Genomic DNA, 25,625 nt, shown 5'->3' on the forward strand with positions numbered 1-25,625 from the left:
GGGAAGGGCGAGCGGCGTGGGCGGGCCGGGACGATCGCGCCGCCGCGGAGATCGTGAAATTTTCTTTTATGACACTTTGTAGACTTGAAACTTGTAACCATGACGCGGTTGAGTTCGATCGTGCGTTCACGTCACCACCCCCGCCTCACGGCCGTGGCCCTCATCGCCCCCCTGCTGGCGCTCGGCGCCGCCGGACCCGCCCAGGCCGACCCCCGGCCACCGCAGCCCGCCCTCGTCGAGGACGCGGCCCCCGCCTCCTCCGCCCGGGAGACCTCCACCCTGCTCGTCGCCCCCGGCGCGCAGCGGCTGGAGACCGACAGGAAGACCAGGCCCGTCGCGCCGGGCGTCACGCTGACCTCCTTCGACACCTACGACGCCGCCGGCTGGCTGCGCGCCGACGCGATCACCGCCGACCTCACCGGCGGCGCGCGCGTCGGCTACGTCTCCTCCGGGGAGGTCTCGAAGACCGAGCCGCTGTCCGGCCCGGTACGGCGCACCCGCGCCGTCGCCGCCGTCAACGGCGACTTCTTCGACATCAACAACTCCGGCGCGGCCCAGGGCGCCGGAGTCCGCGACGGTGAGCTGGTCCAGTCGCCGGTCGCCGGCCACTCCAACGCCGTCGCCATCACCCCCGACGGCATCGGCCGCGTGCTGCAGATGAACTTCGACGGCACCGCGACCCCGGACGGCGGCGCCCCGATCACCCTGACCCAGTTCAACCAGCTCATCCAGGCCGGCGGCGTCGGCCTGTTCACCCCGCTGTGGGGCTCCTACGACCGCGGCCGCGCGGTCGCGGGCGCCGCCTCGGTCACCGAGGTCGTGCTGCGCGACGGCGCCGTCGCCGAGGTCCGCTCCGCCGCCGGGAGCGGCCCGATCCCGGCCGGCACCTCGATCCTGCTCGGCCGCGACGCCGGGGCGGCGGCGCTGGCCGCGCTGAAGCCCGGCGACCGCGTCGACGTCAGGTACCAGCCCAAGGCCTCCGACGGCCGGGCCGTGCGGACCGCCGTCGGCGGCAGCACGATCCTCGTCAAGGACGGCGTCGTCCAGCACTCCTCCGACAACGCCGCCCACCCCCGCACCGCCGTCGGGTTCTCCGCCGACGGCCGGAAGATGTACCTGCTCACCGTGGACGGCCGTCAGGCCGACAGCCGCGGCGTCACCCTCGACGAGCTCGCCGGGATGATGACCGAGCTCGGCGCGCACGACGCGATCAACTTCGACGGCGGCGGCTCCTCCACGATGCTCGCCCGCGAGCCCGGCTCCGCCGACGCCCAGGTGGAGAACAGCCCCTCCGACGGCGAGGAGCGCCACGTCCCCAACGGCCTGGCCATCTACGCCCCCGAGGGCAGCGGGAAGCTCAAGGGCTTCTGGGTGGAGACCGCCGCCGACCCGGCCAGGGCCCCCGGCACCGGCCCGGTCGCGGGCGGCCGCACCGAGCGCGTCTTCCCCGGCCTCACCCGCAGGCTCACCGCCGCCGGTTACGACGAGACGTACGGCCCGGCCAAGGGCGACGCGGCCTGGCGGGCCACACCGGCCGTGCACGGGCTCGTCGGCCGCGACGGCGTCTTCCATGCCCTGGTGCCCGGACAGACGACCGTCACCGCCTCGCGCGGCGGCGCCACCGGGAAGATCGAGCTCACCGTCCTGCAGCCCCTGGAACGGCTCGGCGCCACCGCCGACCGGGTCGGCCTCGCCGGCGAGGGCGCCACGGGCTCCTTCGGCGTGGTCGGCTACGACCGCAACGGCAACTCCGCGCCCGTCGAGCCCGCCGACGTGCGCCTCGACTACGACGCCGCCCTGTTCGACGTCACCCCCGCCGAGCACGGCCTGTTCACCGTGAAGGCCAGGAAGGGGACCGGCTCCGGCCTGGTCACCGTACGCGTCGGCAAGATCAGCGCGGCGGTGCCGGTGACCGTCGGCTACCAGGACGTCCCGGTCGCCGCCTTCGACGACGCCGCCTCCTGGACGTTCGCCGCCGCCCGGGCCACCGGGTCGCTGTCGGCGGCCCCCGGCCACGACGGCGGCGGGCTGAAGCTCAGCTACGACTTCACGCAGTCCACCGCGACGCGCGCCGCCTACGCCAGCCCTCCGGCGCAGATCATCGTGCCGGGCCAGCCGCAGGCGTTCGGCATGTGGATCAACTCGGCCGGGCACGGGGAGTGGCCGAGCCTGGAGTTCTACGACGCCCAGGGCCAGTCGCAGATCCTGCGCGGGCCGTACCTCACCTGGACCGGCTGGAAGTACGTCGAGTTCACCGTCCCGCCGGGTGTGAACCACCCGCTGAAGCTCCGCCGCTTCTACGTCGCCGAGACCGCGGCCGACCACAGCTACAAGGGCGAGATCACCGTCGACGGGCTCGTCGCCAAGGTGACGCCGGAGGTGACGGCCCCGGCGGCCCCCAAGGTCGCCGACCCGGTCGTCCGCAGCGGCGCCGCGGTGGCCGCCATGCCGTGGCGGTTCGCCGTCATGTCCGACGGGCAGTTCGTGGGACGGTCCCCCGACAGCGACATCGTGGCGAACGTCCGCCGCACCCTGCGCGAGGTCAGGGCGGCGAAGCCCGACTTCCTCGTCATCGACGGCGACCTCGTGGACGAGGCGTCCCCGGAGGACTTCGCGCTGGCCAAGCGGATCCTGGACGAGGAGCTCGGCGGTGAGCTGCCGTACCGCTACGTGCCCGGCAACCACGAGGTGATGGGCGGGAAGATCGACAACTTCGAAGCCGTCTTCGGCGACACCCACGCCTCCTTCGACCACAAGGGGACCCGGTTCATCACCCTCGACACCTCGCGCCTGAACCTGCGCGGCGGCGGGTTCGACCAGATGGCGATGTTCCGCGAGCGGCTCGACGCGGCCGCGAAGGACCCCTCGATCGGCTCGGTGACCGTGCTGTTCCACGTGCCGCCGCGCGACCCGACGCCCGGCAAGGGCAGCCAGCTCGGCGACCGCAAGGAGGCCGCGCTGGTGGAGGGCTGGCTGGCCGACTTCCAGCGCGTCACCGGCAAGGGCGCCGCGTTCATCGGCGGCCACGTCGGCACCTTCCACGCCTCGCGGGTCGACGCCGTGCCGTACTTCATCAACGGCAACTCCGGCAAGAACCCGGCCACCGCCGCCGATGACGGCGGCTTCACCGGCTGGTCGCTGTGGGGCGTCGACCCGGTGACGGAGAAGGAGGCCGAGCACGTGCGGCGCAACTGGTTCACCGACGCGCCGCAGTGGATCGGCGCGCAGGTCCGCCCGCACGTCGACGAGCTGACCCTCACCGCACCCGCCTCGGTGGAGATCGGCCGGCCCGCCGAGGTGTCGGCGGCCGTGACGCAGGACGGACGCCGGGTGCCCGTCGCCCACCCCGTCTCGGCCGACTGGTCCGGCTCGCCGAACCTGCACGTCGGCTCCCGCGCCGGCGCCAAGCCCTGGCACGTCGCGGTGCTCGACCCGGAGACCGGCACGCTCACCGCGCTGCGCTCCGGGCAGGTCGTCGTCGCGGTCACCGTCAACGGCGTCACCCGCCGGGCGACGGTCGAGCTGGCCGCCCGCTCGGCCGCCTGACCCGCGGGACCGGTCCGGCTCCGTCGCGTACGGGACCGGACCGGCCCCGTCGCGTACGGGGCCGCCGGTCAGGGCGCGGCGGCGGAGGCTCCGGCCTCGCCGCCGCGCGGGCCGTCACCGCGGGAGTCGTCACCGTGCAGGACGCCGTCACGCAGCTCCAGCACCCGGTCGGCCAGCGAGATCAGGCCGGGGTCGTGCGTGGCGACCAGCGCGGTGACGCCCTCGCTGCCCACCAGCGCGCGGATCAGCCGCATGACCTGACGCCCGGTCTGCGAGTCGAGCTGGCCGGTCGGCTCGTCGGCGATCAGCAGACGGGGCCGGTTGGCCAGCGCGCGGGCCACGGCCACCCGCTGCCGCTGGCCGCCGGACAGCTCGTGGGGCCGCTGGTTCGCGTGGCCGTCCAGCCCGACCAGGGACAGCAGTACCCGGACGCGCTCCTCGCGCTCGGCCGCCGGGACCCGGGCCAGCCGCATCGGCACCCCCACGTTCTCGGCCGCCGACAGGATCGGGATCAGCCCGAACGACTGGAAGACGTGCCCGATCACGTCCCGGCGCAGCACCCGCAGGCCGTCCTCCGGCAGGGCGGTGACCTCGTGCCCGGCGACCGTCACCCGCCCCGCGTCCGGCCGATCCAGCCCGCCGACGAGGTTCAGCAGGGTGGTCTTGCCCGACCCGGACCGGCCGCGGATCGCGACCAGCTCGCCCGGCACGGCGTGGAAGGACACCCCGTCCAGCGCCACGACCTCCTTCGGGCCGCTCCGGTAGACCTTGCGCAGGCCCTCCGCGACGACCAGCGGCTCACCCATCCCCGGTCCTCCCCGGCCCGCTCACGGCGCCCCCTCGCTCTTCTCCACCCGGCTCCGGCCCGTCCGCGGCCCCTCCCGGCTCCCTTTCGGCGTCCTGCGGCCAGACCCCGATGTGGTCGCGCTCCAGCGCCAGGCGGACCCGGCGCTCCATGCGCAGCGCGGCCGTGAAGTCCCGGGGCAGCTGCAGGCGGCCGGCCCGGTCGAGCACCGCGTACTCCTCGGCGACGATCCGCCCGTCGGAGGACGCCCGCCGGAGCGTCTCGCTGCTGGTCCGCCCGTCCCTGATGCCGACCGTACGGTCCACCCGCCCGGCGACCGCCGGGTCGTGGGTGACGATCACCGCGGTGACGCCCAGCTCGCGGTTGACCCGGCGCAGCGCGGCGAACACCTCCTCGGACGTCTCGCCGTCCAGCTCGCCGGTCGGCTCGTCGGCCAGGATCACCTTCGGCGCGTTGGCCAGGGCGACGGCGATGGCCGTCCGCTGCTGCTCGCCGCCGGACATCTCCCCGGGCCGCAGCCGCGCGCGGTCCGCGACGCCCAGCAGCTCCAGCAGCTCGCCGGCGCGCGCCGCCCGGTCGCGGCGGCGGCGCCCGCCCGCCAGCCGCATCGGCAGCTCGACGTTCTCCGCGGCGGTCAGGTACGGCAGCAGGTTGCGGGTGGTCTGCTGCCAGACGAAGCCGACCACCTCGCGCCGGTACCGCAGCCGGTCGCGCGCCGTCATCGACAGCAGGTCCACCCCCGCCACCCGGGCGACCCCGGCGGTCGGCACGTCCAGCCCGGACAGCACGTTCAGCAGGGTCGACTTGCCCGAGCCGGAGGCCCCGACGATCGCGACCAGCTCCCCGGCGTCGATCACCAGGTCGAGCCCCTGCAGGGCGACCACCTCGACGCCCTCGGTCTTGTAGATGCGGACCAGGTTGTCGCACAGCACGTGCGCGTCCCGGCCGAAGGCGGGCCGGTGCCGGGCGGCCTCCGCCTCCAGATCGGCCAGCGCGGGCTCCCGCGGCAGGCTCACCCGAGGTCACCCGCCCGCAGCGCCGTGCCCAGGGAGCCCCGGCGGCCGGGGACCGGGTGCAGGAAGGCCCCCAGCACGGTCGCCGCGGCCACTCCGCAGGCCAGCAGGACCGGCACGGCCGGGCCGGGCGGCCGGCCGGCCGCGGCGAGGTCGCCGGTGAAGACGCGCAGGTCGAGGCCCGGCCCGAGCACGGCGGGCAGGGCCAGGCCGAGCAGCAGCCCGGCCGCGGTGGACAGCAGGATCATCGGGGAGACCTCCAGCACGGTCAGGCGGCGGGCCTGGGACTCGGGCAGGCCCAGGGCGCACAGGTGGGACAGCGCCCCGGCCCGGTCGGCCGCGCCGGCCACCAGGGCGACGGCCACGGCGGCCAGCGCGTAGCAGGCCAGCGCGGCCGTGACGACCGCCAGGGCGCGGCGGAACGTCGTGGTCAGCGGGGTCCGGGTGATCTCGGCGAGCGCGCCCTCGAAGGTCCGCGCCAGGGCCCCGGGCTGGGCCGCCGCCGCCAGCAGCCGCCCGCCGTCCAGCCCGTCGCCCTCGACGAGCAGCGTGTTGGGCAGGGCGCCGCCCGGCGGGACCACGATCAGCGGGCCGCTGCCGTACGCAGCCGCCAGGCCGGTGACGACCCCGCCGGGGGACAGGCGCGGCGGGACGCCGGGCGCGTCGATCGCGCCGCGGCCCGCCAGCTCCGGCGAGACCAGCACCGGCGCGTCCGGCAGGACGACCGGCGCGTCGCGCAGCACGGCCCGGTAGGCGCGGACGTCCACCGCCAGCACCGTGGCCGTCGGGAACTCCTCGCCCAGGCGTACGGAGGTCCGCGTCGCGGGCAGGACCCGCCGCACCCCCGGCACGCGCCGGACCCGCTCGATCGTCTCCGGGGAGAAGGGCAGGTCGGCGTCCAGCCGGGCGGGCGCCCCGGCCCACTGCCAGGCGGCGGCCTCCTGGGTGGCGGTCAGCTCGCCGGAGACCGTCGCGCCGAACACCGACACCGCTAGCGCGGGCAGCAGGACCAGCACCGGCAGCGCCGAGACGGGCCTGGACCGGGCCGCCAGGGCCAGGCCGAGGAAGGGGACGGCCGACCGCGTCCGGGCCGCCAGACGCGTGGCCAGGCGGAGCGGCAGCGGGTGGCAGCGCAGCACGACCAGCGCCGCGGCCACGGCCAGCCCGGCCGGCGCCAGCAGCGGGAACGGATCGGTCCCTTCACCCGTCCCCGGCGCGGAACCGCCGCCCGGCCCGGAAGCGCCGCCCGTCCCCGTTCCGAGCCCGCGCGAGCGCAGCAGGTAGGCGCCGATGAGGGCGACCACGACGACCGCCGCCTCCGCCGCGATCCGCCGGGGCGAGGGCCGCGCGGCCGCGACGTCGGCGCGCCGCTCGCCGAGCGGCAGCCGGTGGGCGGCGACCGCCTGCCCGGCGGCGAACAGGGCCGCGGCCGCCACCACGGACAGCGGCCCGAGGTGCGTGACCGCGGGGACCTCGCCCGGCACCGCGTAGGACAGCGCGTATCCCGCCGCGGCGCCCGGCACGGCGGCCGCCGAGGTCACCGCCGTGGCCGTCGCGGCGACCCGGGCCAGGGAGGCGCCCCGGGCGCGGGCCAGCGCCAGGCTCGGCCGCGTCCGGTCGCCCAGCAGCCGTACGGCGAGCGCGATCACCCCCAGCGCCACGGCCATCAGCCCGCCGAGGACGAGGAGCAGCAGGGCGTCGGCGGAGCGGACCCTGCCGAGGTAGCCGGTCAGCAGCTCGTCGAAGGAGGTCTCCAGCGCGCCCGGCGAGGACCCGCGGATCGCGACCGGCACGGCGCCGCGGAACGCCCGCACCGCCTCGGCCAGCTCCGGGATCCGCGCGGCGCGCAACGCGGGCCGATCGATGTCGAACACCCACCGGTAGGTCGTGTTCGCGTACAGCCGGCCCAGCACCGGCAGGCTCGCGTCGGACACCAGCCCGGTGACGTACCGGTCGTCCACGTCCGCCCCCCGCGGGCGGACCTTCACCACCCGCCGCACGGAGGTGTTGTGCTGCCAGTACCGGTCGTCCGGCCGCACCGGCTCGAACAGGCCGCTGACCCGGGCCGCCAGCGGCTGTGGCCCGCCGAGCAACACGGTCGCGCCGACGCCCAGCCGCATCTCCGCGGCGGGCTCGCGGGCCAGCGCCACCTCCAGCAGCGGCCCGCCGCCGAGCCGCGCGGGCGGGCCCGGCGGCCGGCCGGCGACGTAGCGGACCCGCGCCGCGGCGTCCGACAGCCAGCCCAGATCGAGGTACTGGTAGTTGCGGGGCTCCCCGTCCACCGACGCGATCGGCTCGCGGGTCTTGCGCAGGGAATGGTGGCCGGAGCCGGAACCGGGCGGGGCCGTCACGGCGGACAGCTCGGCGGGCAGGGCGGCCCGCAGGCTCCGCTCCATCGCCAGCAGGGACCCGCGGGTGACCGGCGCGTCCGGGCCGGCCCGGCGGGGGCTGACCACCACCAGGTCGCCGACGCCGGCCGCCGCGGTGGCGGCGAGGTCGCGCAGCGCTCCGTCGTAGGCGGACCGGGTGGCCTTCGGGACGGCGGCGAGCAGCAGGCAGGCGCTGAGCGTCAGCAGCAGCAGCACGGCGGCGACGCCCCGATGGGCCCGCACCAGCGGCCAGGGGTTCACCGGTCCTCCCCGATCAGCGGGGCGCGGCCCGCCCCGCGGCGCAGCGCGCCGGCCAGCCCGGCGACGATCACCAGCAGCAGCGCGGCCACCCCGGCGAGGAGGGCCAGCGCCGGCAGCGGCGGGATCTCCAGCGTCACCTCCGGGGTGACGGCCGTCGCCTGGCCGGTCAGCACCAGGTGCGGCACCACCAGGGCGGCGACCGCCAACGCCACCGCCGCCCCGGCGGCCAGGGACAGGCCGATCAGGAACGCCTGCTCCACCAGCAGCAGCCCGAGCACCTGGCGGAAGCCCATGCCGAGCGCGCGCAGCACGGCGAACTCGGCGGCCCGCTCCCTGAGCGTCACCGCGGCGTCGACCGCGAACCCGAGCGCGGCGAAGACCAGCGCCGCGAGGAAGCCGAGGACCAGCGCCCCCTGCAGCCCGGCGGCCAGCGGGTCGTCCCGGAGGCCGCGGGCCAGCGACGACAGGTCCACCACGGTCACGTCCCACTCCCGGTGGCGGCCCAGCTCGGCCGCGGCGGCCGAGGTGTCCGCCCCGCCCGTGCCCAGCCACCACTCGGCGGGCGGGCGCGGGGCCCGGTGCGCCAGCAGGTCCCAGGACTGCATCGTCCGCCAGTCGACCAGTACGGCGGGCCGGTCCGGCGGCGTGCCGGGCACCTTCGCCACGATCCCGGCGACCGTGATCAGTGTGGGCCTCCGGTCGAGGGTCACCGTGGCCCGCGACCCGGTGGTGAGGTTCCGCCCGGCGGCCAGGTCGGCGGTGACCACCACCGGCAGCGGGCCGAGGAACGGGCCCTGCGGCGAGCCCTCGGCGGTGAACAGGCCGGCGTCCGGGACGGCCGCGCGGACCGGGACGAACGTGACCCGCTGCGGCGCGAGCGCGTCGTACGGGTCCCGGGGCGCGGGGGCGTCGAACCCGATCGCGAACAGCCCCCGGCCGGTGTCGTAGCGCCGCTCGGCGGCGTACCCCGTCGCGGCGCCGTGGGCCAGCCGGGTCCCCGGCGGCGGGGTCACCGCCGTGCCCGCGTCCGTCTCGATCCGCTCCACGGCCAGCTCCAGGCCGCTGCCCGTCGCCGGCAGCGGCACGTCCAGGACGATCGCGGCGACGGTCAGCGGATAGGCCAGCCGGCCGGCGCGGCCGCGAAGGGCCGACAGGTCCGCCGTCGGCCGGCTCTCACCCGGTCCGAGGACGACCCGCACCGGGTGCCGGACCCCCTCGGCGTCGGCGATCACCAGCGTCAGCGGGACGGCCCCGTACTCGTCGGCCAGGGCCGGGTCGTCCACGGTCAGCCGGGTCCGCAGGGTCAGCCGCTCCGGCCGGCCCGGGATCGGCAGCCCCGGCAGGTCGGGCCGCGCGGCGGCCAGCCGGGCGGCGAGCGCCGCCACCGGGTCGGCCGACAGGTCGGGGCGCAGCCTGAGCATGCCGGGCAGGTCGGCGGCGTCCACCGCCAGCAGCGTGACCTCCTCGCCCGCCAGGTCGCTCCCGGCGCGGTAGGCCGGGCTGAGCGACACCACGCCGGGCAGCGCCCGGTAGGCCGCCGCCCGGCCGAGCGGCCCGAGCGCCACGCCGTTCGGCGGCGACGCCACCCGCAGGTCGGCGCCGGCCAGGTGCCCGGCCTGGTCCCGCTGGGAGGCCCGCCAGGTGGCGACGGTCGCGACGCTGACCACGCCGACGGCGACCGCCATGGTCAGCAGCAGCGCGGGCCCCGAGCGGCGGGCCGGCCGGCGGCTCACCTGCCAGGTGCCCAGCGCGGGCGCCAGCCCGGTGCGGCGCGCCGTGATCCGCTCGGCGACCCGGGAGACCGGCGGGATCACCCGCAGCGCCAGCAGCCCGCCGCACAGCAGGGCCGCGGCGGGACCGGCCACGATCAGCGGGTCGATGCCGAGGCCGCCCCCGGCGGTGGCGGTGACCGTCGAGCCGTAGCGGCGGAGCTGCCAGACCGCGAGCGCGGCCACGCCGAGCAGCGCCAGGTCGGCGCCGGCCCGCTGCGCCGCGCCGTACCGCTCGCCGCGCCCGCGCGCCGCCTGGTCGGCCACGTAGGTCCGGCGGGCGCCGCGCAGCGCCGGCAGCGTGAGCAGTACGGCGCAGCCCAGCGCGACCGCCGCGGACACGGTGTGGATCACCGGCCCGGCCTCCGGGCCGGGCCGTACATCGGCGCCGGTGAGCGCCCCGGCCGCGCGGAGCAGCCAGGGGGCCAGCAGCGGCGCGACGACCGCGCAGGGCAGCGTCACCAGCAGGGCCTCGCCCGCGGCCGCCAGCGCCAGCCATCGGGTGCCCGCGCCGCGGGAGCGCAGCAGCGCCGTCTCCATCCGCCGGTGGTCGGCCAGCAGCCGGGCGGTCAGCACCAGCGCGTAGGCGGCGAGCAGCAGCAGCTCCAGCACCGGAACCAGCATCGTGGACCGGGCCACCAGGGTGGCGGTGGCCAGCCGGGTCAGCCGGTCCGGCAGGCGGGTGGCCGTCGAGCAGTCCTCGCAGCCGGGCCGCGCCCGCAGCGCCTCCTGGAAGCGGCCGGCCCCGGCGGCCAGCGGCAGCAGCCGCTCGCGCGGCACCGGCCGCAGGTCCGGCACGACGAGCCAGCGCGCGGTGACACCCGGCGCGAACCGGGCGACGAACGTCTCCTCGGGCACCATCAGCGGCCCGTGGGTGACGTAGTCGCCGACCTCGGAACCCCGGGTGAGCAGCGGCTCGCCGTCCCAGCGGTCGGAGTACGGATCGTCCAGCTCGAACACGCCGGTGATCCGGACCCGTACCCTCCGGTGGTCCAGCCGCCCCTCCACCGTGATCACGTCCCCGGCGGAGAAGCCGGTGGCGCTCGCCACCGCCCCGGTCACCGCGGCCTCCACCGTCCCGCCGCGCCCCGCGGCCGTCCCGTCGCGTCCCGCGGCCGGCCAGGAGCCCCGCACCAGGCGGGCGTGCTCCCGCAGTCCCCGGTGGACGCCGAAGCGCAGCAGCTCCGGCCGCTTCCTGCGCTCCTGGCCCGGCATCGCGTACGAGTCGGACTGCGCGCTCAGCGTCACCTCGACCGGCAGGCCGGTGTAGGTCGCCGCGGCCTGGGCGCGCACCGCCCGGTCGGTGGCGGGGAAGGAACCGCCGCGAACCGGGGCGGTCACCACGGTCGCGGCGGTCCCCGCCGGCACGGTCCCCAGCGTCCGGCGCACGCCGGCGTCCGTCGCCGAGACGGCGTACCCGGCCAGCCCGGCGAGAGCCGTGGTGGCGAGCAGGACCGCACCCAGGGCGGCGAGCAGCAGGAGCGGCTCGCCGAGGGCGCGTCTGAGCGGTAACGGCGTCAGCCCCCGCATGCAACCGCCTCCCGTGTGCGCGCCACACCCCGATGTACGCACGCTCCCGTCGGGAAGACGGATGATCAATATGAGGGCGGATACGGTGATCGACCCGATACTGCCGGGCAACCCCGATGTGATATCGAAATCGTGACATTCGGTTGGGGCGTGTCCCCGCGAAGGAGGACGGATGAGCGGCATCGTCGAGGGACTGGTGGTCGTCGTCACGGGGGCGGCCCGGGGCATCGGGCGCGGGCACGCGCTGGAGTTCGCCCGCCAGGGCGCCAGGGTGGTCGTCAACGACCTCGGCGCCGGGGTGGACGGCGCCGGCGCGTCGGCCGGACCGGCCCACGAGGTCGCCGAGGAGATCCGCGCCCTGGGCGGCGAGGCGATCGTCAACGGCGAGGACGTCTCCGACTTCGACGGCGCGGGCAGGCTCGTCCGGGCCGCCGTCGAGCACTTCGGCGACCTGAACGTCCTGGTCAACAACGCGGGCATCCTGCGCGACCGGATGCTGGTCAACATGACCGCCGACGAGTGGGACGCGGTGGTCCGGGTCCACCTGCGCGGCACGTTCGCCCCGCTGCGGCACGCCGCCGCCCACTGGCGCGAGCGTTCCAAGGCGGGCGCGCCCGTGCACGGCCGCGTCATCAACACCACGTCCTCGTCGGGCATCTACGGCAACCCCGGGCAGGCCAACTACGGCGCCGCCAAGGCGGGCATCGCGGCGCTGACCGTCATCGCCGCCCAGGAACTGGGCCGGTACGGCGTGACCGTCAACGCCCTCGCCCCCACCGCGCTGACCCGGATGACCGAGAACCTCGCGCCCGGCAGGGGCGTCGGCGCCACCCAGAGCTTCGGCGACCTGCACCCGGAGGACATCGCCCCGCTGGCCGTGTGGCTGGCCAGCGCGGAGGCCGCGGGCGTCACCGGCCGCGTCTTCAACGTGCGCGGCGGTTCGATCAGCGTGGCGGAGGGCTGGCACGCCGGGCCGGGCGTGGACAAGGGATCGCGCTGGGAGCCGGCCGAGCTGGGCGCGGTGATCCCGGATCTGGTGGCCAGGGCGGCGCCCAACGCCCTGCAGAACGGCCGCGTCCCCGGCCGCGACGCCTGACAACCCGGAATATCCATATATCCGGAAATATCTGAAATGCCGTCTGACAATCGCGCGCGGAACCCAGGGATATTCCGGATATCGCATTTGATCTCGGTGTATCCCTGGGTGGACGGGGCTCCACGGCGTGTCATCGGGACGCCTCGGGGGACGATTCCGGGTTGAGCCGCGTCCCCCGGCCGGTCGTGGCGCCGGGCCCGGGACGTGTCCCCGGTCCGGGGAACATGAAAGGACCGCCTCCGGCCACGGGTGGCGGAGGCGGTCCGTCCGGCGGGCCCCCCGCGGCGTCCCGGTGGTGTTCCGGGCGGGGGTCCGCCGGGGCTCAGACGGCGCCGGTTCCCGGCGGGGTCCGGGCTTCCCGGCTCGGGCCTGCTCCCGGCTCGGGCCGGCCCTCAAGGGAGGGCCGTCCCTCGGGGGGAGCCGGCTCTCGGAGGCGGGCAGGCCCTCAGGGAGGGCAGGCCCTCAGGGGAGGGCAGGCCCTCGGGCCCGGCCCGTCAGCCGCAGTGTTCGAAGGGGCTGTCGTAGGTGGAGGAGCCCGCCTTGCCTCCCCATTTGACGCACTGGCCGGCGGCGGCGGCCCGTACCGGTCCGGCGTAGTAGCCGTAGCTGCCGGAGTCGGTGACGCGGGTCTTGCCCTGGACCTCCAGGTAGGCGGTGGTGGCGGTGTCCGTGCCCAGTGAGGTCTTCTTGAGGGTGGCCACGCAGTTGTAGCCGTTGGAGGAGTTGTAGAGCAGGTAGACCGTGCCGGCGGTGCCGAGGGCGGCGCTGTCGATCACGCTGTAGCCGCTGCCGCAGACCTCCTGCGCGGTGTACGGGTTGGTGCCACCGGAGCCGCAGCCGTTCTTGGACGTCAGCGTCTGGGCCGGGTAACCGAACGTGGTGCCGTTGAAGACGGCCTTCTGGATGTTGGACGGGTAGCTGGTGCCGAGGCGCACCTCGTAGTGCAGGTGGGGCGAGATGTTGTTGCCCGGCTTGCTGGTGTTGCCGACCGTGCCGATCTTCTGGCCCTGGCTGACGGTGGCGCCCGCGCTGACCGACCGGGTGTCCAGGTGCGCGTAGTAGCTGCTCCAGCCGCCGCCGTGGTCGATCTTGACCAGGTTGCCGTAGCCGTTGGTCGAGCCCTGGTGGGCGGAGATCACCACGGTGCCCGCCGCGGCGGCGACGACGGTGTCGCCCTTGTCCGCGTCGGCGGTGCCGCCCCGGTTGAAGTCGATCTCCCACGACTGGTGGGCGCTGCTCGCGCTGGAGTTGCCGGTCCAGGACTGCCCGCAGGGGAAGGGCATCTGGAAGCTGGGCGTCGCCAGCGTCGTCGGCGGCAGCTCGACGGACGGGTCGTTCGGCGGGTCGGCTCCCTCGAGCTCCGGGTCGTAGTCCGTGACGGCCGCGGTGGCCGTGACGGCCGTGAGTCCCGTCGCGGCGACGGCGCCCGGCGCGGCCGCGGTCGCGCCCGCGAGCCCGACCAGCAGGGCGAATCCCGTGGTGAGCACTCCTGTGAGTCTCATATCGATCCTTTCCGCGAGATGCGGGGGGTGAAGAGCCTTGACCGGCGCCATGCACTGTCTGTTGGATCTTCCGGAAGGCTCCCGCTGCGGACCAGCGTCGGCCTGCGGCGCATATGAAACATCCAGAATCCCTATAAAGCCCTGTCAGCCCCGGGTGATACGGCCCGGTGAAATGGTTGCGACGCCTCCCGTGAGAGGTAGGTGCGGTCATGGCGGTTGATCGGCCCGCGTTCAGGGTGCTCGGCCCGCTGGAGGTCGGCCCCCCGGGGCGGCCCCTGCGCATCGCGGGCACGAAGTCCCGGATCCTGCTGGCCTCGCTGCTGCTCGACGCCAACCGGGCGGTCGCCGCGGACCACCTGGCCGAGATCCTGTGGCCGCTGAGCCGGCCGAGGTCGGCCCTGGCCAACCTCCGCACCTACGTCAGCTCCCTGCGCGCGGTCCTCGGCGCGACGGGCGGCGCCCGCATCCTGGCCCGGCCGTCCGGTTACCTGTTCGAGGTGCCCGCCGGGCAGCTCGACGTCCTCCTCTTCGAGGACCTCGTGGCCGGGGCGCGGGCGGCGGCGCGGGCCGGGGGAGACGCGGAGACCCGCGGGGACGCGGCATCGGGGACGGAGGGCGGGCCGGAGGCGGCGGGCCGGGCGGAGGACCCGGCCGGGCTGCTGGACCGGGCGCTCGCGCTGTGGCGCGGCGCCCCGCTGGCCGACCTGCCCGGCAGCCCCCTGTGGGACGCCCGGCTGGAGTCACTGGCCGGGCTGCGGCTCTCCGCCTCCGAGGAGCTGACCGTCCTGCGGATGGAGCGCGGGCGGCACGCCGAGGCGGTCGCCGGACTGCGCGGGCTGCTGAGGGAGCACCCCTTCCGGGAGGACCTCTGGGGGCGGCTGATGCTCGCCCTGGACGCCGCCGGGCGGCAGGCCGAGGCCCTGGACGCATACGCCGCGGCCCGTCGGCAGCTCGTCACCGAGCTGGGCGTCGAGCCGGGCGCCGGACTGCGACGGGTGCACGCGGACATCCTGGCCGGGCGGCCCGCGGCGGAGGCCGCGCCGTCCCCGCCGGTCACCGTCCCGCGCCAGCTCCCCCCGGACGTCCCGGACTTCACCGGCCGGACCGGGACCGTCTCGGCCCTCACCCGGGCGCTGTCCCGCGAGAGGAGGCCGCCGGACGGGCCGCCGGCCGTCGCGGTGGTGGCCGGTCCGCCGGGAGCCGGCAAGACGGCGCTGGCCGTCCACTGCGCGCACGCCGTACGCCGCGCCTACCCCGGAGGGCAGCTCTACCTCGACCTCGGCGGCACCGCGCCCACCCCCGCCGACCCCGGCGAGCTGCTGGCCGAGGCGCTGCGCGCGCTGGGGACCGGCGGAGCCGGCCTGCCGTCCACCACCCGCGAGCGCTCCGCGCTGTACCGGTCGCTGCTGGCCGGGCGGCCGGCGCTCGTGGTGCTCGACGACGCCGCCGACGCCGCGCAGGTACGGCCCCTGCTGCCGGGCAGCGGCTGCGCGGTCGTCGTGACGAGCCGCCGGCGCATCACCGAGCTGCCCGGGGCGCTGCAGATCGACCTCGACGCCCTCACCCCCGCGGAGGCCGAGGAGCTGCTGGGCAGGATCGCGGGCGCCGACCGGGTGCGCCGGGAGCGGGAGGCCGCCGCGGAGATCCTGCGGGCCTGCGACCACCTGCCGCTCGCCGTCAGGATCGCCGGGGCCCGGCTGGCCGCGCGGCCCGGCTGGCCGCTGGCCGTGCTGCGGCGGCGGCTCGCGGACGAGGCGAACCGCCTGGGCGAGCTGCGGGCCGGGGACCTGGAGGTGCGCGGCAGCTTCGACCGCAGCTACCGGACGCTGCCCGGCGACGCCGCCCGGGCCTTCGGGGCGCTCGGCCTCCTCGGGGCGAGGCCGCTGCCCGGCTGGGTGGTCGGGGCCGTGCTCGGCCGGGACCGGGCCGACGACGTCACCGACGCCCTCGTCGACGCCAACCTGCTGCGGCTCGCGGGGACCGACGCGCTCGGCCGGCCCCGCTACCTACTGCCCGGCCTCGCCCGGTGCAGCGCCCGGGAGCTGGCCGGCGGCCCCGGCGGCGCCGGTGGTACGGACGCCCTCGCCCGGGTGCTCGACGGGTGGACCGTCCTCGCCGGGAGCGCCATGGCGCGGCTGCCGACCACCCTGTTCAGCCTGGCCCCGGCGGGCGAGCCCCGCTGGCGGCCGGACGGCGAGACCGCCGCGAGCCTGCCGGCCGACCCGCTGCCGTGGTTCGACGCCGAGCGGGAGACCCTGGTGGAGGCCGTACGGCTGGCCGCCGACGCCGGGCTCGCCGGGGCCGCCTGGGGACTCGCCGCCGCCCTGGTGCCCTACTTCGACCTGCGGTGCCACTTCGACGAGTGGCGGAGCACGCACCGGGCCGCGCTGGAGGCGGCCCGCCGGTCCGGTGACCGCGGCGGGGAGGCCGCCATGCTCCGCGGCCTGGCCCAGGTCGGCCTCTACCAGGACCGCTACGCCGAGGCGGGCGAGATGTTCGCGCGGTCCCGGGTGATCTTCCGCGAGCTGGGCGACGCGCGCGGGGAGGCGGTCTCGATCTGCGGGCTGGGGGCGGTGGACCACTTCCGCGGCCGCCATGTCGAGGCGCTCGGCCACTTCCGGATGGCTCTCGCGATCTTCGCCGCCCTGGAGGACCGCGGCGGCGAGGCCTACGTCCGGCAGGCCGTCGGCCGGGTCTGCCTGGTCCTGCGCGACCTGGGCCGGGCCTCGGCCTGGCTGGGCGGGGCGCTGCGGCTGGCCAGGGAGATCGGCGACCCGCACCGGGAGGCGTGCGTGTCGATGCAGCTCGGGCGGCTGCACGACCTGGCGGCCGACGCCGAGGAGGCGATGCGCTTCCAGGGGTACGCCCTGGACATCTTCGAGGAGCTCGGCGACCGGCACTGCGGCGCCTACGCCCTGCAGAACCTGGGCGGCCTGCAGGTGACCCGCGGCGACCGGTCGCACGCCTCGGCGCAGCTCCAGCGGTCCCTGGAGATCTTCCAGCAGCTCGGCGACCGCAGCGGGGAGGCCGCCGCGGTCCAGCGGCTCGGGGAGCTGCACCGGTCGGCCGGCCGTACCGGGTTGGCCCGCGACTACCTGCACCATGCCCGTGCGCTCCGGCAGGAGCTGCGGGGCGGGGCGGGCGGCGGGATCCGGTCCGCGGCCTGCGCGCCGCCCCCGGGCCGGTGACCGGCCGCCGGGGCGTCCTTTCCGGGCCGGTCCCCGGCGGTCCCGTCAGAGGCGGACGGGGGGTGCGGGGAGCACAGCGGGTGCGCGCGGGCGGCGCGGGCATGCTCAGCGGTGCGCCGGGGCCGGGATCGGGACCGGGTCCGAGGCGGCGGCCGGGCGGGCGGCCCGGCGCTCCAGCGCGCCGGAGAGCACCGCCAGGCCGAGGGCCGAACCGGTGAGCAGCGCGCCGACCCAGTTGGGCGCCGTGACGCCGAGGCCGGCCGACAGGACGAGCCCGCCGAGCAGGGCCGCCAGCGCGTTGCCGAGGTTGAAGGCGCCGATGTTGACCGCCGAGGCCAGCGTCGGCGCGCCCGCCGTCTGGTCCAGGATCCGTTTCTGCAGCGGCGGGACGGTCGCGAAGCCGAGGCCCCCGATCAGCACGAGGGTGACGGCGGCGGCCACCTTGTCGTGGGCGGTGACGGTGAACAGCGCCAGCACCAGCGCCAGCCCGCCCAGCGACAGGTACAGCAGCGGCATCAGGGCGCGGTCGGCGTAGCGGCCGCCGACGAGGTTGCCCGCGACCATGCCGATCCCGAACAGCACCAGCAGCCAGCTCACGTCGCCCTCGCCGTACCCGGCCGCCTGCGTCATCATCGGCGCGATGTAGGTGATCGCGGCGAAGACGCCGCTGAAGCCGAGGACCGTCATGCCCATCGCCAGCAGGACCTGGGTGTTGCGGAACGCGGCGAACTCGCCGCGGATCCGCCCGCCTCCGGGCTCCGGGCGCGGGCCGGCGGGCACGAGCGCCGCCACCCCGGCCAGGCCGAGGACGCCGAGGGCGGCGACCGCGGCGAAGGTGACCCGCCAGCCGGCGTGCTGGCCGAGCGCCGTGCCGAGCGGGACGCCCACCACGTTGGCGACGGTCAGGCCGGTGAACATCAGGGCGATGGCGCCCGCCCGCCTCTCCGGGGGGACGAGCCCGGCGGCGACGACCGAGCCGATCCCGAAGAAGGCGCCGTGGGCGAGCGAGGCGACCACCCGCCCGGCGAGCATCGCGCCGAAGCCGGGGGCGGCCGCCGAGAGCAGGTTGCCGGCGATGAACAGTCCCATCAGGGCCATCAGCATCCGCTTGCGGGAGAAGCGGGTGCCGATGACGGTCATCAGCGGCGCGCCGGCGACCACGCCCAGCGCGTATCCGGTGGCGAGGTTGCCGGCGGTGGGGACGGACACGTCGAAGGTCGCGGCGACCTGGGGGAGCAGCCCCATGATCACGAACTCGGTGGTGCCGATCCCGAAGGCGCCGATGGCCAGCGCCAAGAGTGCGAGTGGCATGGCAGGGTCCCCGAAGGTTGCGTTTGGGATTTACAAGCGGTGACAATAATTGCACACGCTCATAAATGCAAGCGCGGTATGTTGCTGGGGAGGGATACTCTGGGGTGGCACACCGAGGAGGGGCCCATGTCACCGTCGCCGTCCACCGGCCCGTCCACCGGTCCGTCCACCGGTCCGGTCACCGGTCCGGTCACCGGTCCGGTCACCGGTCCGGTCACCGGTCCGGTCACCGGTCCGGTCACCGGTCCTTCCCACCGCCCGGCCGACGGCCCGGCCCGGGGCTGGTCCGCCCTGTCCGTGCTGCACGGCCGCGTCGAGGCTCACCTGGAGCGCGCCCTGCAGGCGGCGCACGAGCTGAGCGCGCGGGAGCTGTCCGTGCTGGACCTGCTCAGCGGCCAGCACCCGGGCGAGGGCGGGCACCTGCAGATGCACCAGCTCGCCGAGGCGGTCGTGCTCAGCCAGAGCGCCACCACCCGCCTGGTCACCCGGCTGGAGGAGCGGGGCCTGCTCACCCGCTACATCTGCGCGACGGACCGGCGCGGCATCTACACCGACGTCACCGAGGCCGGCTTCGCCCTCCTTCCGAAGGCCCGGCGGACCAGGGACGCCGCGCTGCGCGAGGCCCTCGACGACGCGGAGCGGCGGCCCGGTCTGGCGCCGCTGGTCGCGGCCGTCCGCTCCCTCGGCGATGCCTGACGGGGACCGCGCGGGCCCCGCCTCCGGGGCGTCCGGTCCGGGGCGTCCGGACCCCTGCGTACGGCGGAGCCGCCGGCCGTCGGTCCCGGCGCCCCCTCAACGGTCGACGACGCACAGCTCCCACGGAAGCGAGCCGAGCCGCCGGCCGTCGGGTCCGGCGTCCCTCAGCGGTCGACGACGCACAGTTCCCAGGGGAGCGAGCCGAGCCGCCGGCCGCCCTCCGGAGCGCAGACGACGACGTCGGCCACCCGCGCGCCGAACAGCTCCGGCAGGTAGATCGCCGGTTCCAGGCAGATCGTCGTGCCGGGTTCGAGCACCGTCCCGTCACCGGGGACCAGCCACGGGCTCTCCTCGTGGCTGCGGCCCACACCGCGCCCCGGCCGCCGCCCGGCGTACTCGCCGTAGCCGCTGCCGTCGATCACCTCCCGGACGGCCCGGCCGACCTCCGCGGCCGTCACGCCGGGCCGTACCGCGTCCAGGGCGGCCCGCTGCGCGGCCAGGACGACCGAGTACATCGCCTCGAAGTCCTCCGGCGGCTCGGCCACCGCGAACACGCGGGCCACCTCCGCGCAGTGGCCGTCCCATCTGCCGCACACCGACACCAGCAGCGCGTCACCGGGATTGATCACGCGGTCGCACGCCGCGTGCCGGGGCAGCGCGGTGTGCTCGCCCGCGGCGACGAGCACCGACAGCGTCTCCTCGCACCCGGCCTCGGCCAGCGCGGCCCGCAGCCGCCGCGCCATCGCGCGTTCGGTGGCGCCGAACCACGCCAGCCCGCGGGCCGCGGACAGCACCGCGTCCGCCGCCGCGGCGGCCCGCCCGGTCGCCGCGACCTCCGCCGGTCCCCGGCGGAGCCGCAGCGGGGCGAGCACGGACGACGCCAGCACCAGTTCGGCGTCCACCGGCAACGAGAACAGCTCCCGGGCCCGCATCTCGGGGTCCACCCCGACGCGGCGGACAGCGGCCGGGAGGAGCGCCGCCGCCTCCCGCGGACCGGCCGCGGCGGCGGGCGGCCCCTCGCCGGTCAGGACGAGGTACCCGTCGTACCCGTCGTCCAGGCCGCCCAGGTAGCGGAAGTCGGGGGAGGGGCGCAGCACCAGGGCGTCGACCCCCTCCTCGGCCATCCTGCGGCGCACCTCATCGATCATCGGGGTTCGTGCAGCCAGCAGGCGACCGGGCCGAACGCCGGCTCGCGTTCCCGGCAGACGTCCATCGCCACCGGGCAGCGCGGGTGGAACCGGCAGCCGGACGGCGGGTCGGCCGGGTCCGGCACGTCCCCGGCCAGCTCCGCCGGCAGCACCCCCGCGCCGTCGGGCGCCGGGATCGCGCCCAGCAGCGCCCGGGTGTAGGGGTGGCGGGGGTCGCGCCAGACCTCAGCGGTACGGCCCACCTCCACGATCTTCCCGAGATACATCACCGCGATCCGGTCGGCGATCAGCCGCACCACCGACAGGTCGTGGCTGATGAACAGCAGCCCCGCGCCCGCGGAGACCGCGAGGTCCCGCATGAGCGTGGCCACCTGCGCCTGGGCGGAGGCGTCGAGCGCCGAGATGGGCTCGTCGCCGATCAGCAGCGACGGCCGGGCGGCGAGCGCCCGGGCGATCGCGATCCGCTGCCGCTGCCCGCCGGAGAACTCGTGCGGGTGGCGGCCGGCGAAGTCGCCGGGCAGCCCCACCCGCTCCAGCATGTCGGTGGGCGTGGTCGTGGTGTCGCCCGCCGCGCGCAGTCCGTCGGCGATCTGCGCGCCCACCCGCCGCCGCGGGTTCAGCGAGGAGTAGGGGTCCTGGAAGACCATCTGGATCCCGGTCAGCGACCGGTCCCTGCGGCGCAGGCCCAGCGGGGTCACCGTACGGCCGTCGAAGGAGATCGTCCCCTCGGTCACCGGGGCCAGCCCGCACACCGCGCGGGCCAGCGTCGACTTGCCGCACCCCGACTCCCCGACGAGGCCGACGACCTCGCCCGCCTCGACGGTCAGGCCGGCTCCGGCCACGGCGCGCACCACGGGGCGGCCGGGGGTGCGGTGCTCGACGACGAGGTCGTTCACGCTCAGCAGCGTCATGAGGTCTCCCCGGGTAGCGAGTCCAGCAGGGCGCGGGTGTAGGGGTGGGCCGGGTCGCGCAGCACCTGCGCGCGCGGGCCGGTCTCCACGACCACGCCGTCCCGCATCACGCTCACCTCGTCGGCGACCGCGGACATCACGCCGAGGTCGTGGGTGACGAGCAGCACGGCCAGGTCCAGGTCGTCGCACAGGCCGCGCAGCAGCCGCAGGATCCCGGCCTGGACGGTCACGTCGAGCGCGGTCGTCGGCTCGTCGGCGATGAGCACCTTCGGAGAGCAGGCCAGCGCGACCGCGATCGCGATGCGCTGGCGCATGCCCCCGGAGAACTGGTGCGGGTAGCGGCCGAGGGCCTCCTCCGCGCCCGGGATGCGCACCTGGCGCAGCAGGTCGGCGGCTCTGGCCTGCGCCTGCCGCCGGTCCAGGCGCAGGTGGTGGCGCATGTGCTCGGTGAGCTGGCGGCCGATCGTGAGCATCGGGTGCAGGCTGGTCGCCGGGTCCTGGAAGACCATGGCGACCTCGCCGCCGCGTACCGCGTTGAGCTGCCGGGGGGTCATGGCGAGCAGGTCACGCTCGCCCAGGGTGATCCGGCCGCTCACCCGCGCCCCGTGCGGGAGCAGGCCGAGGACGGCCAGTCCCGTCATCGTCTTGCCCGAGCCGCTCTCGCCGGCCAGCCCGTGCACCCGGCCGGCGCGCAGTTCGAGGTCGACGCCGCGCAGGACCTCCTTGCCGCCGAGGGAGACCTTCAGGTCGGAGATCGCGAGAGTCACAGCGCACGCTCCTTGATGGCCCGGGCGGTCCGCGGATCGAGGGCGTCGCGCAGCGTGTCACCCAGGAAGTTGAAGGCGAGCACCACCGTCAGGATGGCGAGGCCGGGGAAGGCCGCCACCCACCAGCTGTCGAAGACCTCCACGCCGGAGGCGACCATGGCGCCCCACTCGGGGGACGGCGGCTTAGCGCCGAGCCCGAGGAAGGACAGGCCGGACAGCAGGAGCAGCGCGGTGCCGATGTCCAGGGTCGCCAGCACCAGGATCGGCCCGGTGACGTTCGGCAGCACGTCCACGCGCAGGGAGCGCCAGGCGGAGAATCCCAGCAGCCGCCCGCTCAGCACGAACTCGCGTTGCCGTACGCCCAGCACCAGGCCGCGGGTGACGCGGGCGTAGGCGGGCCAGGCGACGACGAGGACGGCCAGCACGGCGTTGGCGAGGCTCGCGCCGAGCGCGGCGGCGACGACCATGGCCAGGATGACGGTGGGGAAGGCGAAGACGAGGTCGGCGAACCGCATGATCGTCTCATCCACCCATTTGCCGAAATATCCGGAAATGGCGCCTAGGAGGCCGCCCACCAGCACCGACATCGCGACCAGCAGCAGCGTCAGGGGGATCGACAGACGCGCGCCGTACATGACCCTGCTGAGGATGTCGCGGCCGAGCTGGTCGGTGCCGAACCAGTGGCCGGGGCCCGGCGGCGCCAGCCGCGGCAGCTCCTGGGCGAGCGGGTCGTGCGGGGCCAGCAGCGGGGCGCACAGCGCGATCACGAACCAGGCGAGCGCGATGACCCCACCGGTGATCGCCAGCGGTTGCCGCCACGCGCGGGGGAGCTTCACCGCGGCCTCCGCGGGGCGTCCCGGCCGTCGAGGACACCGTCGGGGGCACTGTCGGGGACGGCGCCGGGGAGGGCATCGGGGAGGGAAGGGGTCACGACAGTCTCACTCGGGGGTCGATGACGCCGTACAGGACGTCGACGATCAGGTTGATGACGAGGTAGACCCCGCCCACGACCAGGCCGACGCCCATGACGGCGGGCAGGTCCAGGGTGGTCGCGCTCTTGTAGGCGTACTGCCCCACACCCGGCCAGGCGAAGATCGCCTCGACCAGGACGGTGCCGGACAGCAGGCTGCCGAAGGCCAGGCCCGCGACCGTGATGACCGGCACCAGCGCCGGGCGCAGCACGTAGCGGAACAGGATCACCCGCGGCGGCAGTCCCTTGGCCCGCCCGGCGCGCACGTGGTCCTGGCCCAGCACCTCCAGCACCGCCGACCGGGTGAACCGGGTCAGCAGGCCGATCGTGTACAGGGCGAGCACCAGCGCCGGGGTGGCCAGGTGGCCCACGGCCGAGGAGAACACGTCCCACTGGCCCGCGAGGGCGGCGTCGAGGGTGTAGAGGCCGGTGACGTGCGGCGGCGGGGTCAGGCCCGGGTCGATGCGGCCGCTGCCCGGAGCGATCTGCAGCCGGTAGAAGAGGACGTAGAACGCCGTCAGCGCCAGCCAGAACGTGGGCACGGAGATGCCGAACAGGCTGAGGACGCGCAGCACGTGGTCGGAGAGCCGGTCGCGGCGCAGCGCCGCGACGACGCCGAACGCCACGCCCACGACGATGGAGACCAGAATCGCGGCGCCGGCCAGTTCCAGGGTGGCCGGCACCGAATCGGCCAGGTCGTCCATGACCGGGCGGTGGCTCTGCTGGCTCGTCCCGAGGTCGCCCTGGACGACTCCCCGCAGGTGCAGCAGGTACTGCTCGGGGAGGGGCTTGTCGAGCCCGTGCTCGGTCCGCCACTGGGCGACGATCGCCGGGTCGCCCAGGGCGCGCTGGCCGAGGTTGGCCGCGACGGGGTCGCCGGGGACCAGGTTGGTCAGCACGAAGGTGACCAGCGTGATGCCCACCGCCAGCAGCAGCGCGGTGAGCACCCTGCGGACCAGGAAGCGGGCCAGCGGGCTCCGGGCGCCGCGGCGGCCCGGCTCCCGCCGGGCCGCCTTCGGATCGTCACCCGTCGCCGGTGGACGCTTGATCGACACTGACGGTCCTTACTTGACGCCGAGGTCGGCGACGTCGACGGTCCACACCGGGTTGAACTTCAGGCCGGTGACGGAGGCGGCCGTCACGATGTTCTGGCCGGGCTGGATGAGCGGGATGAACGGGCCGGAGGCGTTCAGCTTCGTCTGGATGTCGGAGTACGCCTGCTTGCGCGCGTCGTCGCCGACCTCGGCGGCGGCCTTGTCGCCCGCCGCCTCCAGCTCCTTGTCGGCGCCCGCCTTCCATCCGGCCCGCAGGCCCACCAGCTTGCCGGGCAGGAACGACAGGTAGTCGCTGGGGTCGGGGTAGTCGGGGCCCCAGTACCACAGGCCCAGCTCCTCCTTGCCGTTGCGGTAGTTGTCCAGGGCGGTGGTGACCGGCGCGGGGGCCAGGTCCACCGTGATGCCGACCTCCTTGAGGTTGGCCTGGATCCGCTCGGCGAAGGGCTGGAAGGACAGGCCGTTGACGGTCAGCTCGCTGGGGTACTCCAGCTTGACCGTCGGGTTCACCAGGCCGCTCTCCTTCAGGGCGGCCTTGGCGCCCTCGACGTCGCGCCCGGCGGCCGCCTCCGGCGGGAGCGCGCCGAGCAGCATCGACGGGATGACGCCGGGCGCCTGCACCGAGCCCTCGCCGGCCAGCTCCAGCAGGCCCGCGTAGTCGACGCCCTTGCGGACGGCCTCGGCGAACTTGGGATCGGAGGTGACCTTGCTGACCGAGGGGTCCCGGTTGGCCAGCAGGAAGATGACGTTGGCCGACGCCGTCCTCGTGACCTGCAGGCCGCCGGTGATCCCGGCGACCTGGTCGCCGGAGAGGTTCAGCGCGACCTGGCTGTCGCCGCGGGAGATGTTGAGCTTCTGGGTCGCCGCCTCGACGTTGCGGATCACGACCTTGTCGTAGGCCGGCTTGGCCTGGCCCCAGTACTTCGCGTTGGCCCGCAGCACCACCTGGCTGCTGACGTTGAACGACTCGATGGTGTACGGCCCGGAGCCCGCCGACGCTGAGTTGAGGTACTGCTCGGCCTTGTCGCCCGGGTCGGTGGTGGCGCCGTGCTCCTTGGCGACCTTGGAGTTGAGGATGCCCAGCGCGGGGTTGGGCAGGATGTACGGCAGCGCCGCGTTGGCCTTCGCCGAGGTCAGGGTGACCGTCGTGTCGTCGGTCTTGGCGACCTCGACGCCGTCGAGCAGGAAGGACGGCGTGCCCTTCATGTCGCGCACCCGGTTCAGGGAGAAGACGACGTCGTCGGCGGTCACCGGGGAGCCGTCGGCGAACGTGGCGTCCTTGCGGAGCTTCAGGGTGAGCGTCTTACCGTCCTTGGACAGCTCGAACGACTCCGCGAGGGCCGGCACCGGCTTGGTGACGTCGGAGCCCTCGAAGGTGAGCAGGGTCTCGTAGGTCGCCTTGCCGACGATCAGGCCGGTGGGCTCGTAGGTGCGCCCGGGGTCGGCCGTCTTCAGGTCGAAGGAGGTGTCGATCACCAGCGTCTTGGAACCGGCGCCTCCGCCGCCTCCGGACGCGGGGGCCGAAGACGAGCCGCCGCCTGAGCAGGCGGCGAGGGCGAGGGCGCCGGTGAGCAGCACCGGCAGCAGGGCCGCCTTCGCCCCCGGGCGCCGAGAACGGGTCGCCATTTTGTATCCTCCGAAATTGGTCCATATGGACGTTTGGTCGCCGATCGTCCAGTATTGTCCGGCAG

At 75.7% G+C, this 25,625-nt stretch carries 16 protein-coding genes; 4 read left to right on the forward strand and 12 right to left on the reverse strand.

What is annotated here, in order from left to right:
- The first annotated feature begins 120 nt into the window (after nucleotides 1-120).
- Complete coding sequence (locus HDA43_RS31980) at nucleotides 121-3,546, forward strand: phosphodiester glycosidase family protein (protein WP_312873645.1); 3,426 nt, start codon at nucleotides 121-123, stop codon at nucleotides 3,544-3,546.
- A gap of 68 nt (nucleotides 3,547-3,614) precedes the next feature.
- Here the strand turns inward: HDA43_RS31980 and HDA43_RS31985 are convergent, their stop codons facing one another.
- The 4 genes from HDA43_RS31985 to HDA43_RS32000 are packed head-to-tail and all read right to left on the reverse strand — an operon-like array spanning nucleotide 3,615 to nucleotide 11,293.
- Nucleotides 3,615-4,352, reverse strand: coding sequence for an ABC transporter ATP-binding protein (locus HDA43_RS31985; RefSeq protein WP_246424769.1), 738 nt, complete (start codon nucleotides 4,350-4,352; stop codon nucleotides 3,615-3,617).
- On the reverse strand, nucleotides 4,345-5,367 hold the full coding sequence (locus tag HDA43_RS31990) for an ABC transporter ATP-binding protein (protein WP_179828243.1): 1,023 nt from the start codon (nucleotides 5,365-5,367) through the stop codon (nucleotides 4,345-4,347). Before HDA43_RS31990 ends, HDA43_RS31985 begins: the two co-directional genes overlap by 8 nt.
- On the reverse strand, nucleotides 5,364-7,994 hold the full coding sequence (locus HDA43_RS31995; protein WP_179828245.1) for an FtsX-like permease family protein: 2,631 nt from the start codon (nucleotides 7,992-7,994) through the stop codon (nucleotides 5,364-5,366). Before HDA43_RS31995 ends, HDA43_RS31990 begins: the two co-directional genes overlap by 4 nt.
- A complete protein-coding gene (locus HDA43_RS32000; protein WP_179828247.1) occupies nucleotides 7,991-11,293 on the reverse strand; it encodes an FtsX-like permease family protein in 3,303 nt (1,100 codons plus the stop codon). The genes HDA43_RS31995 and HDA43_RS32000 overlap by 4 nt, the downstream gene beginning before the upstream one ends.
- A 172-nt stretch (nucleotides 11,294-11,465) precedes the next feature.
- Between HDA43_RS32000 and HDA43_RS32005 the strand changes: the two genes are divergently transcribed.
- Complete coding sequence (locus HDA43_RS32005) at nucleotides 11,466-12,389, forward strand: SDR family oxidoreductase (protein WP_179828249.1); 924 nt, start codon at nucleotides 11,466-11,468, stop codon at nucleotides 12,387-12,389.
- A gap of 494 nt (nucleotides 12,390-12,883) precedes the next feature.
- Here HDA43_RS32005 and HDA43_RS32010 read toward each other — a convergent pair whose 3' ends face one another.
- Complete coding sequence (locus HDA43_RS32010; protein ID WP_179828251.1) at nucleotides 12,884-13,891, reverse strand: M23 family metallopeptidase; 1,008 nt, start codon at nucleotides 13,889-13,891, stop codon at nucleotides 12,884-12,886.
- A 209-nt stretch (nucleotides 13,892-14,100) separates the two neighbouring features.
- Here HDA43_RS32010 and HDA43_RS32015 point away from each other — a divergent pair, with 209 nt between their 5' ends.
- Complete coding sequence (locus tag HDA43_RS32015; protein ID WP_179828253.1) at nucleotides 14,101-17,079, forward strand: AfsR/SARP family transcriptional regulator; 2,979 nt, start codon at nucleotides 14,101-14,103, stop codon at nucleotides 17,077-17,079.
- Nucleotides 17,080-17,184: 105 nt separating this feature from the next.
- Here the strand turns inward: HDA43_RS32015 and HDA43_RS32020 are convergent, their stop codons facing one another.
- Entirely contained in the window at nucleotides 17,185-18,390 is a 1,206-nt protein-coding gene (locus tag HDA43_RS32020) for an MFS transporter (protein ID WP_179828255.1), read from the reverse strand.
- A 126-nt stretch (nucleotides 18,391-18,516) separates the two neighbouring features.
- Between HDA43_RS32020 and HDA43_RS32025 the strand changes: the two genes are divergently transcribed.
- Complete coding sequence (locus HDA43_RS32025; RefSeq protein ID WP_179828257.1) at nucleotides 18,517-19,086, forward strand: MarR family winged helix-turn-helix transcriptional regulator; 570 nt, start codon at nucleotides 18,517-18,519, stop codon at nucleotides 19,084-19,086.
- Nucleotides 19,087-19,250: 164 nt separating this feature from the next.
- On the opposite strand, the gene HDA43_RS32030 is transcribed toward HDA43_RS32025, so the two are convergent.
- The 6 genes from HDA43_RS32030 to HDA43_RS32055 all read right to left on the reverse strand — a co-directional run bounded on the left by HDA43_RS32030 (nucleotide 19,251) and on the right by HDA43_RS32055 (nucleotide 25,560).
- Nucleotides 19,251-20,234, reverse strand: coding sequence for a M24 family metallopeptidase (locus HDA43_RS32030; RefSeq protein ID WP_179828259.1), 984 nt, complete (start codon nucleotides 20,232-20,234; stop codon nucleotides 19,251-19,253).
- A complete protein-coding gene (locus HDA43_RS32035; RefSeq protein ID WP_179828261.1) occupies nucleotides 20,231-21,145 on the reverse strand; it encodes an ABC transporter ATP-binding protein in 915 nt (304 codons plus the stop codon). Before HDA43_RS32035 ends, HDA43_RS32030 begins: the two co-directional genes overlap by 4 nt.
- Complete coding sequence (locus tag HDA43_RS32040) at nucleotides 21,142-21,912, reverse strand: ABC transporter ATP-binding protein (protein ID WP_179828263.1); 771 nt, start codon at nucleotides 21,910-21,912, stop codon at nucleotides 21,142-21,144. The genes HDA43_RS32035 and HDA43_RS32040 overlap by 4 nt, the downstream gene beginning before the upstream one ends.
- Entirely contained in the window at nucleotides 21,909-22,748 is an 840-nt protein-coding gene (locus tag HDA43_RS32045) for an ABC transporter permease (RefSeq protein ID WP_179828265.1), read from the reverse strand. The genes HDA43_RS32040 and HDA43_RS32045 overlap by 4 nt, the downstream gene beginning before the upstream one ends.
- Before the next feature lie 91 nt (nucleotides 22,749-22,839).
- Complete coding sequence (locus HDA43_RS32050) at nucleotides 22,840-23,937, reverse strand: ABC transporter permease (protein WP_312873646.1); 1,098 nt, start codon at nucleotides 23,935-23,937, stop codon at nucleotides 22,840-22,842.
- A gap of 9 nt (nucleotides 23,938-23,946) precedes the next feature.
- Nucleotides 23,947-25,560: an ABC transporter substrate-binding protein gene (locus tag HDA43_RS32055; protein WP_179828267.1), complete on the reverse strand. Its 1,614-nt coding sequence runs from the start codon at nucleotides 25,558-25,560 to the stop codon at nucleotides 23,947-23,949.
- Nucleotides 25,561-25,625 lie beyond the last annotated feature (65 nt).

It is taken from the genome of Streptosporangium sandarakinum, from assembly GCF_013409935.1.
Taxonomy (GTDB): domain Bacteria; phylum Actinomycetota; class Actinomycetes; order Streptosporangiales; family Streptosporangiaceae; genus Streptosporangium; species Streptosporangium nondiastaticum.

What these genes read in the sequence shown, in the direction of transcription:
- HDA43_RS32005 (WP_179828249.1), top strand. Translation starts at nt 11,466, where the DNA reads ATGAGCGGCATCGTCGAGGGACTGGTGGTCGTCGTCACGGGGGCGGCC.
- HDA43_RS32030 (WP_179828259.1), bottom strand. Translation starts at nt 20,234, where the DNA reads ATGATCGATGAGGTGCGCCGCAGGATGGCCGAGGAGGGGGTCGACGCC.
- HDA43_RS32010 (WP_179828251.1), bottom strand. Translation starts at nt 13,891, where the DNA reads ATGAGACTCACAGGAGTGCTCACCACGGGATTCGCCCTGCTGGTCGGG.
- HDA43_RS31985 (WP_246424769.1), bottom strand. Translation starts at nt 4,352, where the DNA reads ATGGGTGAGCCGCTGGTCGTCGCGGAGGGCCTGCGCAAGGTCTACCGG.
- HDA43_RS32015 (WP_179828253.1), top strand. Translation starts at nt 14,101, where the DNA reads ATGGCGGTTGATCGGCCCGCGTTCAGGGTGCTCGGCCCGCTGGAGGTC.
- HDA43_RS32055 (WP_179828267.1), bottom strand. Translation starts at nt 25,560, where the DNA reads ATGGCGACCCGTTCTCGGCGCCCGGGGGCGAAGGCGGCCCTGCTGCCG.
- HDA43_RS32035 (WP_179828261.1), bottom strand. Translation starts at nt 21,145, where the DNA reads ATGACGCTGCTGAGCGTGAACGACCTCGTCGTCGAGCACCGCACCCCC.
- HDA43_RS32000 (WP_179828247.1), bottom strand. Translation starts at nt 11,293, where the DNA reads ATGCGGGGGCTGACGCCGTTACCGCTCAGACGCGCCCTCGGCGAGCCG.
- HDA43_RS32025 (WP_179828257.1), top strand. Translation starts at nt 18,517, where the DNA reads ATGTCACCGTCGCCGTCCACCGGCCCGTCCACCGGTCCGTCCACCGGT.
- HDA43_RS32020 (WP_179828255.1), bottom strand. Translation starts at nt 18,390, where the DNA reads ATGCCACTCGCACTCTTGGCGCTGGCCATCGGCGCCTTCGGGATCGGC.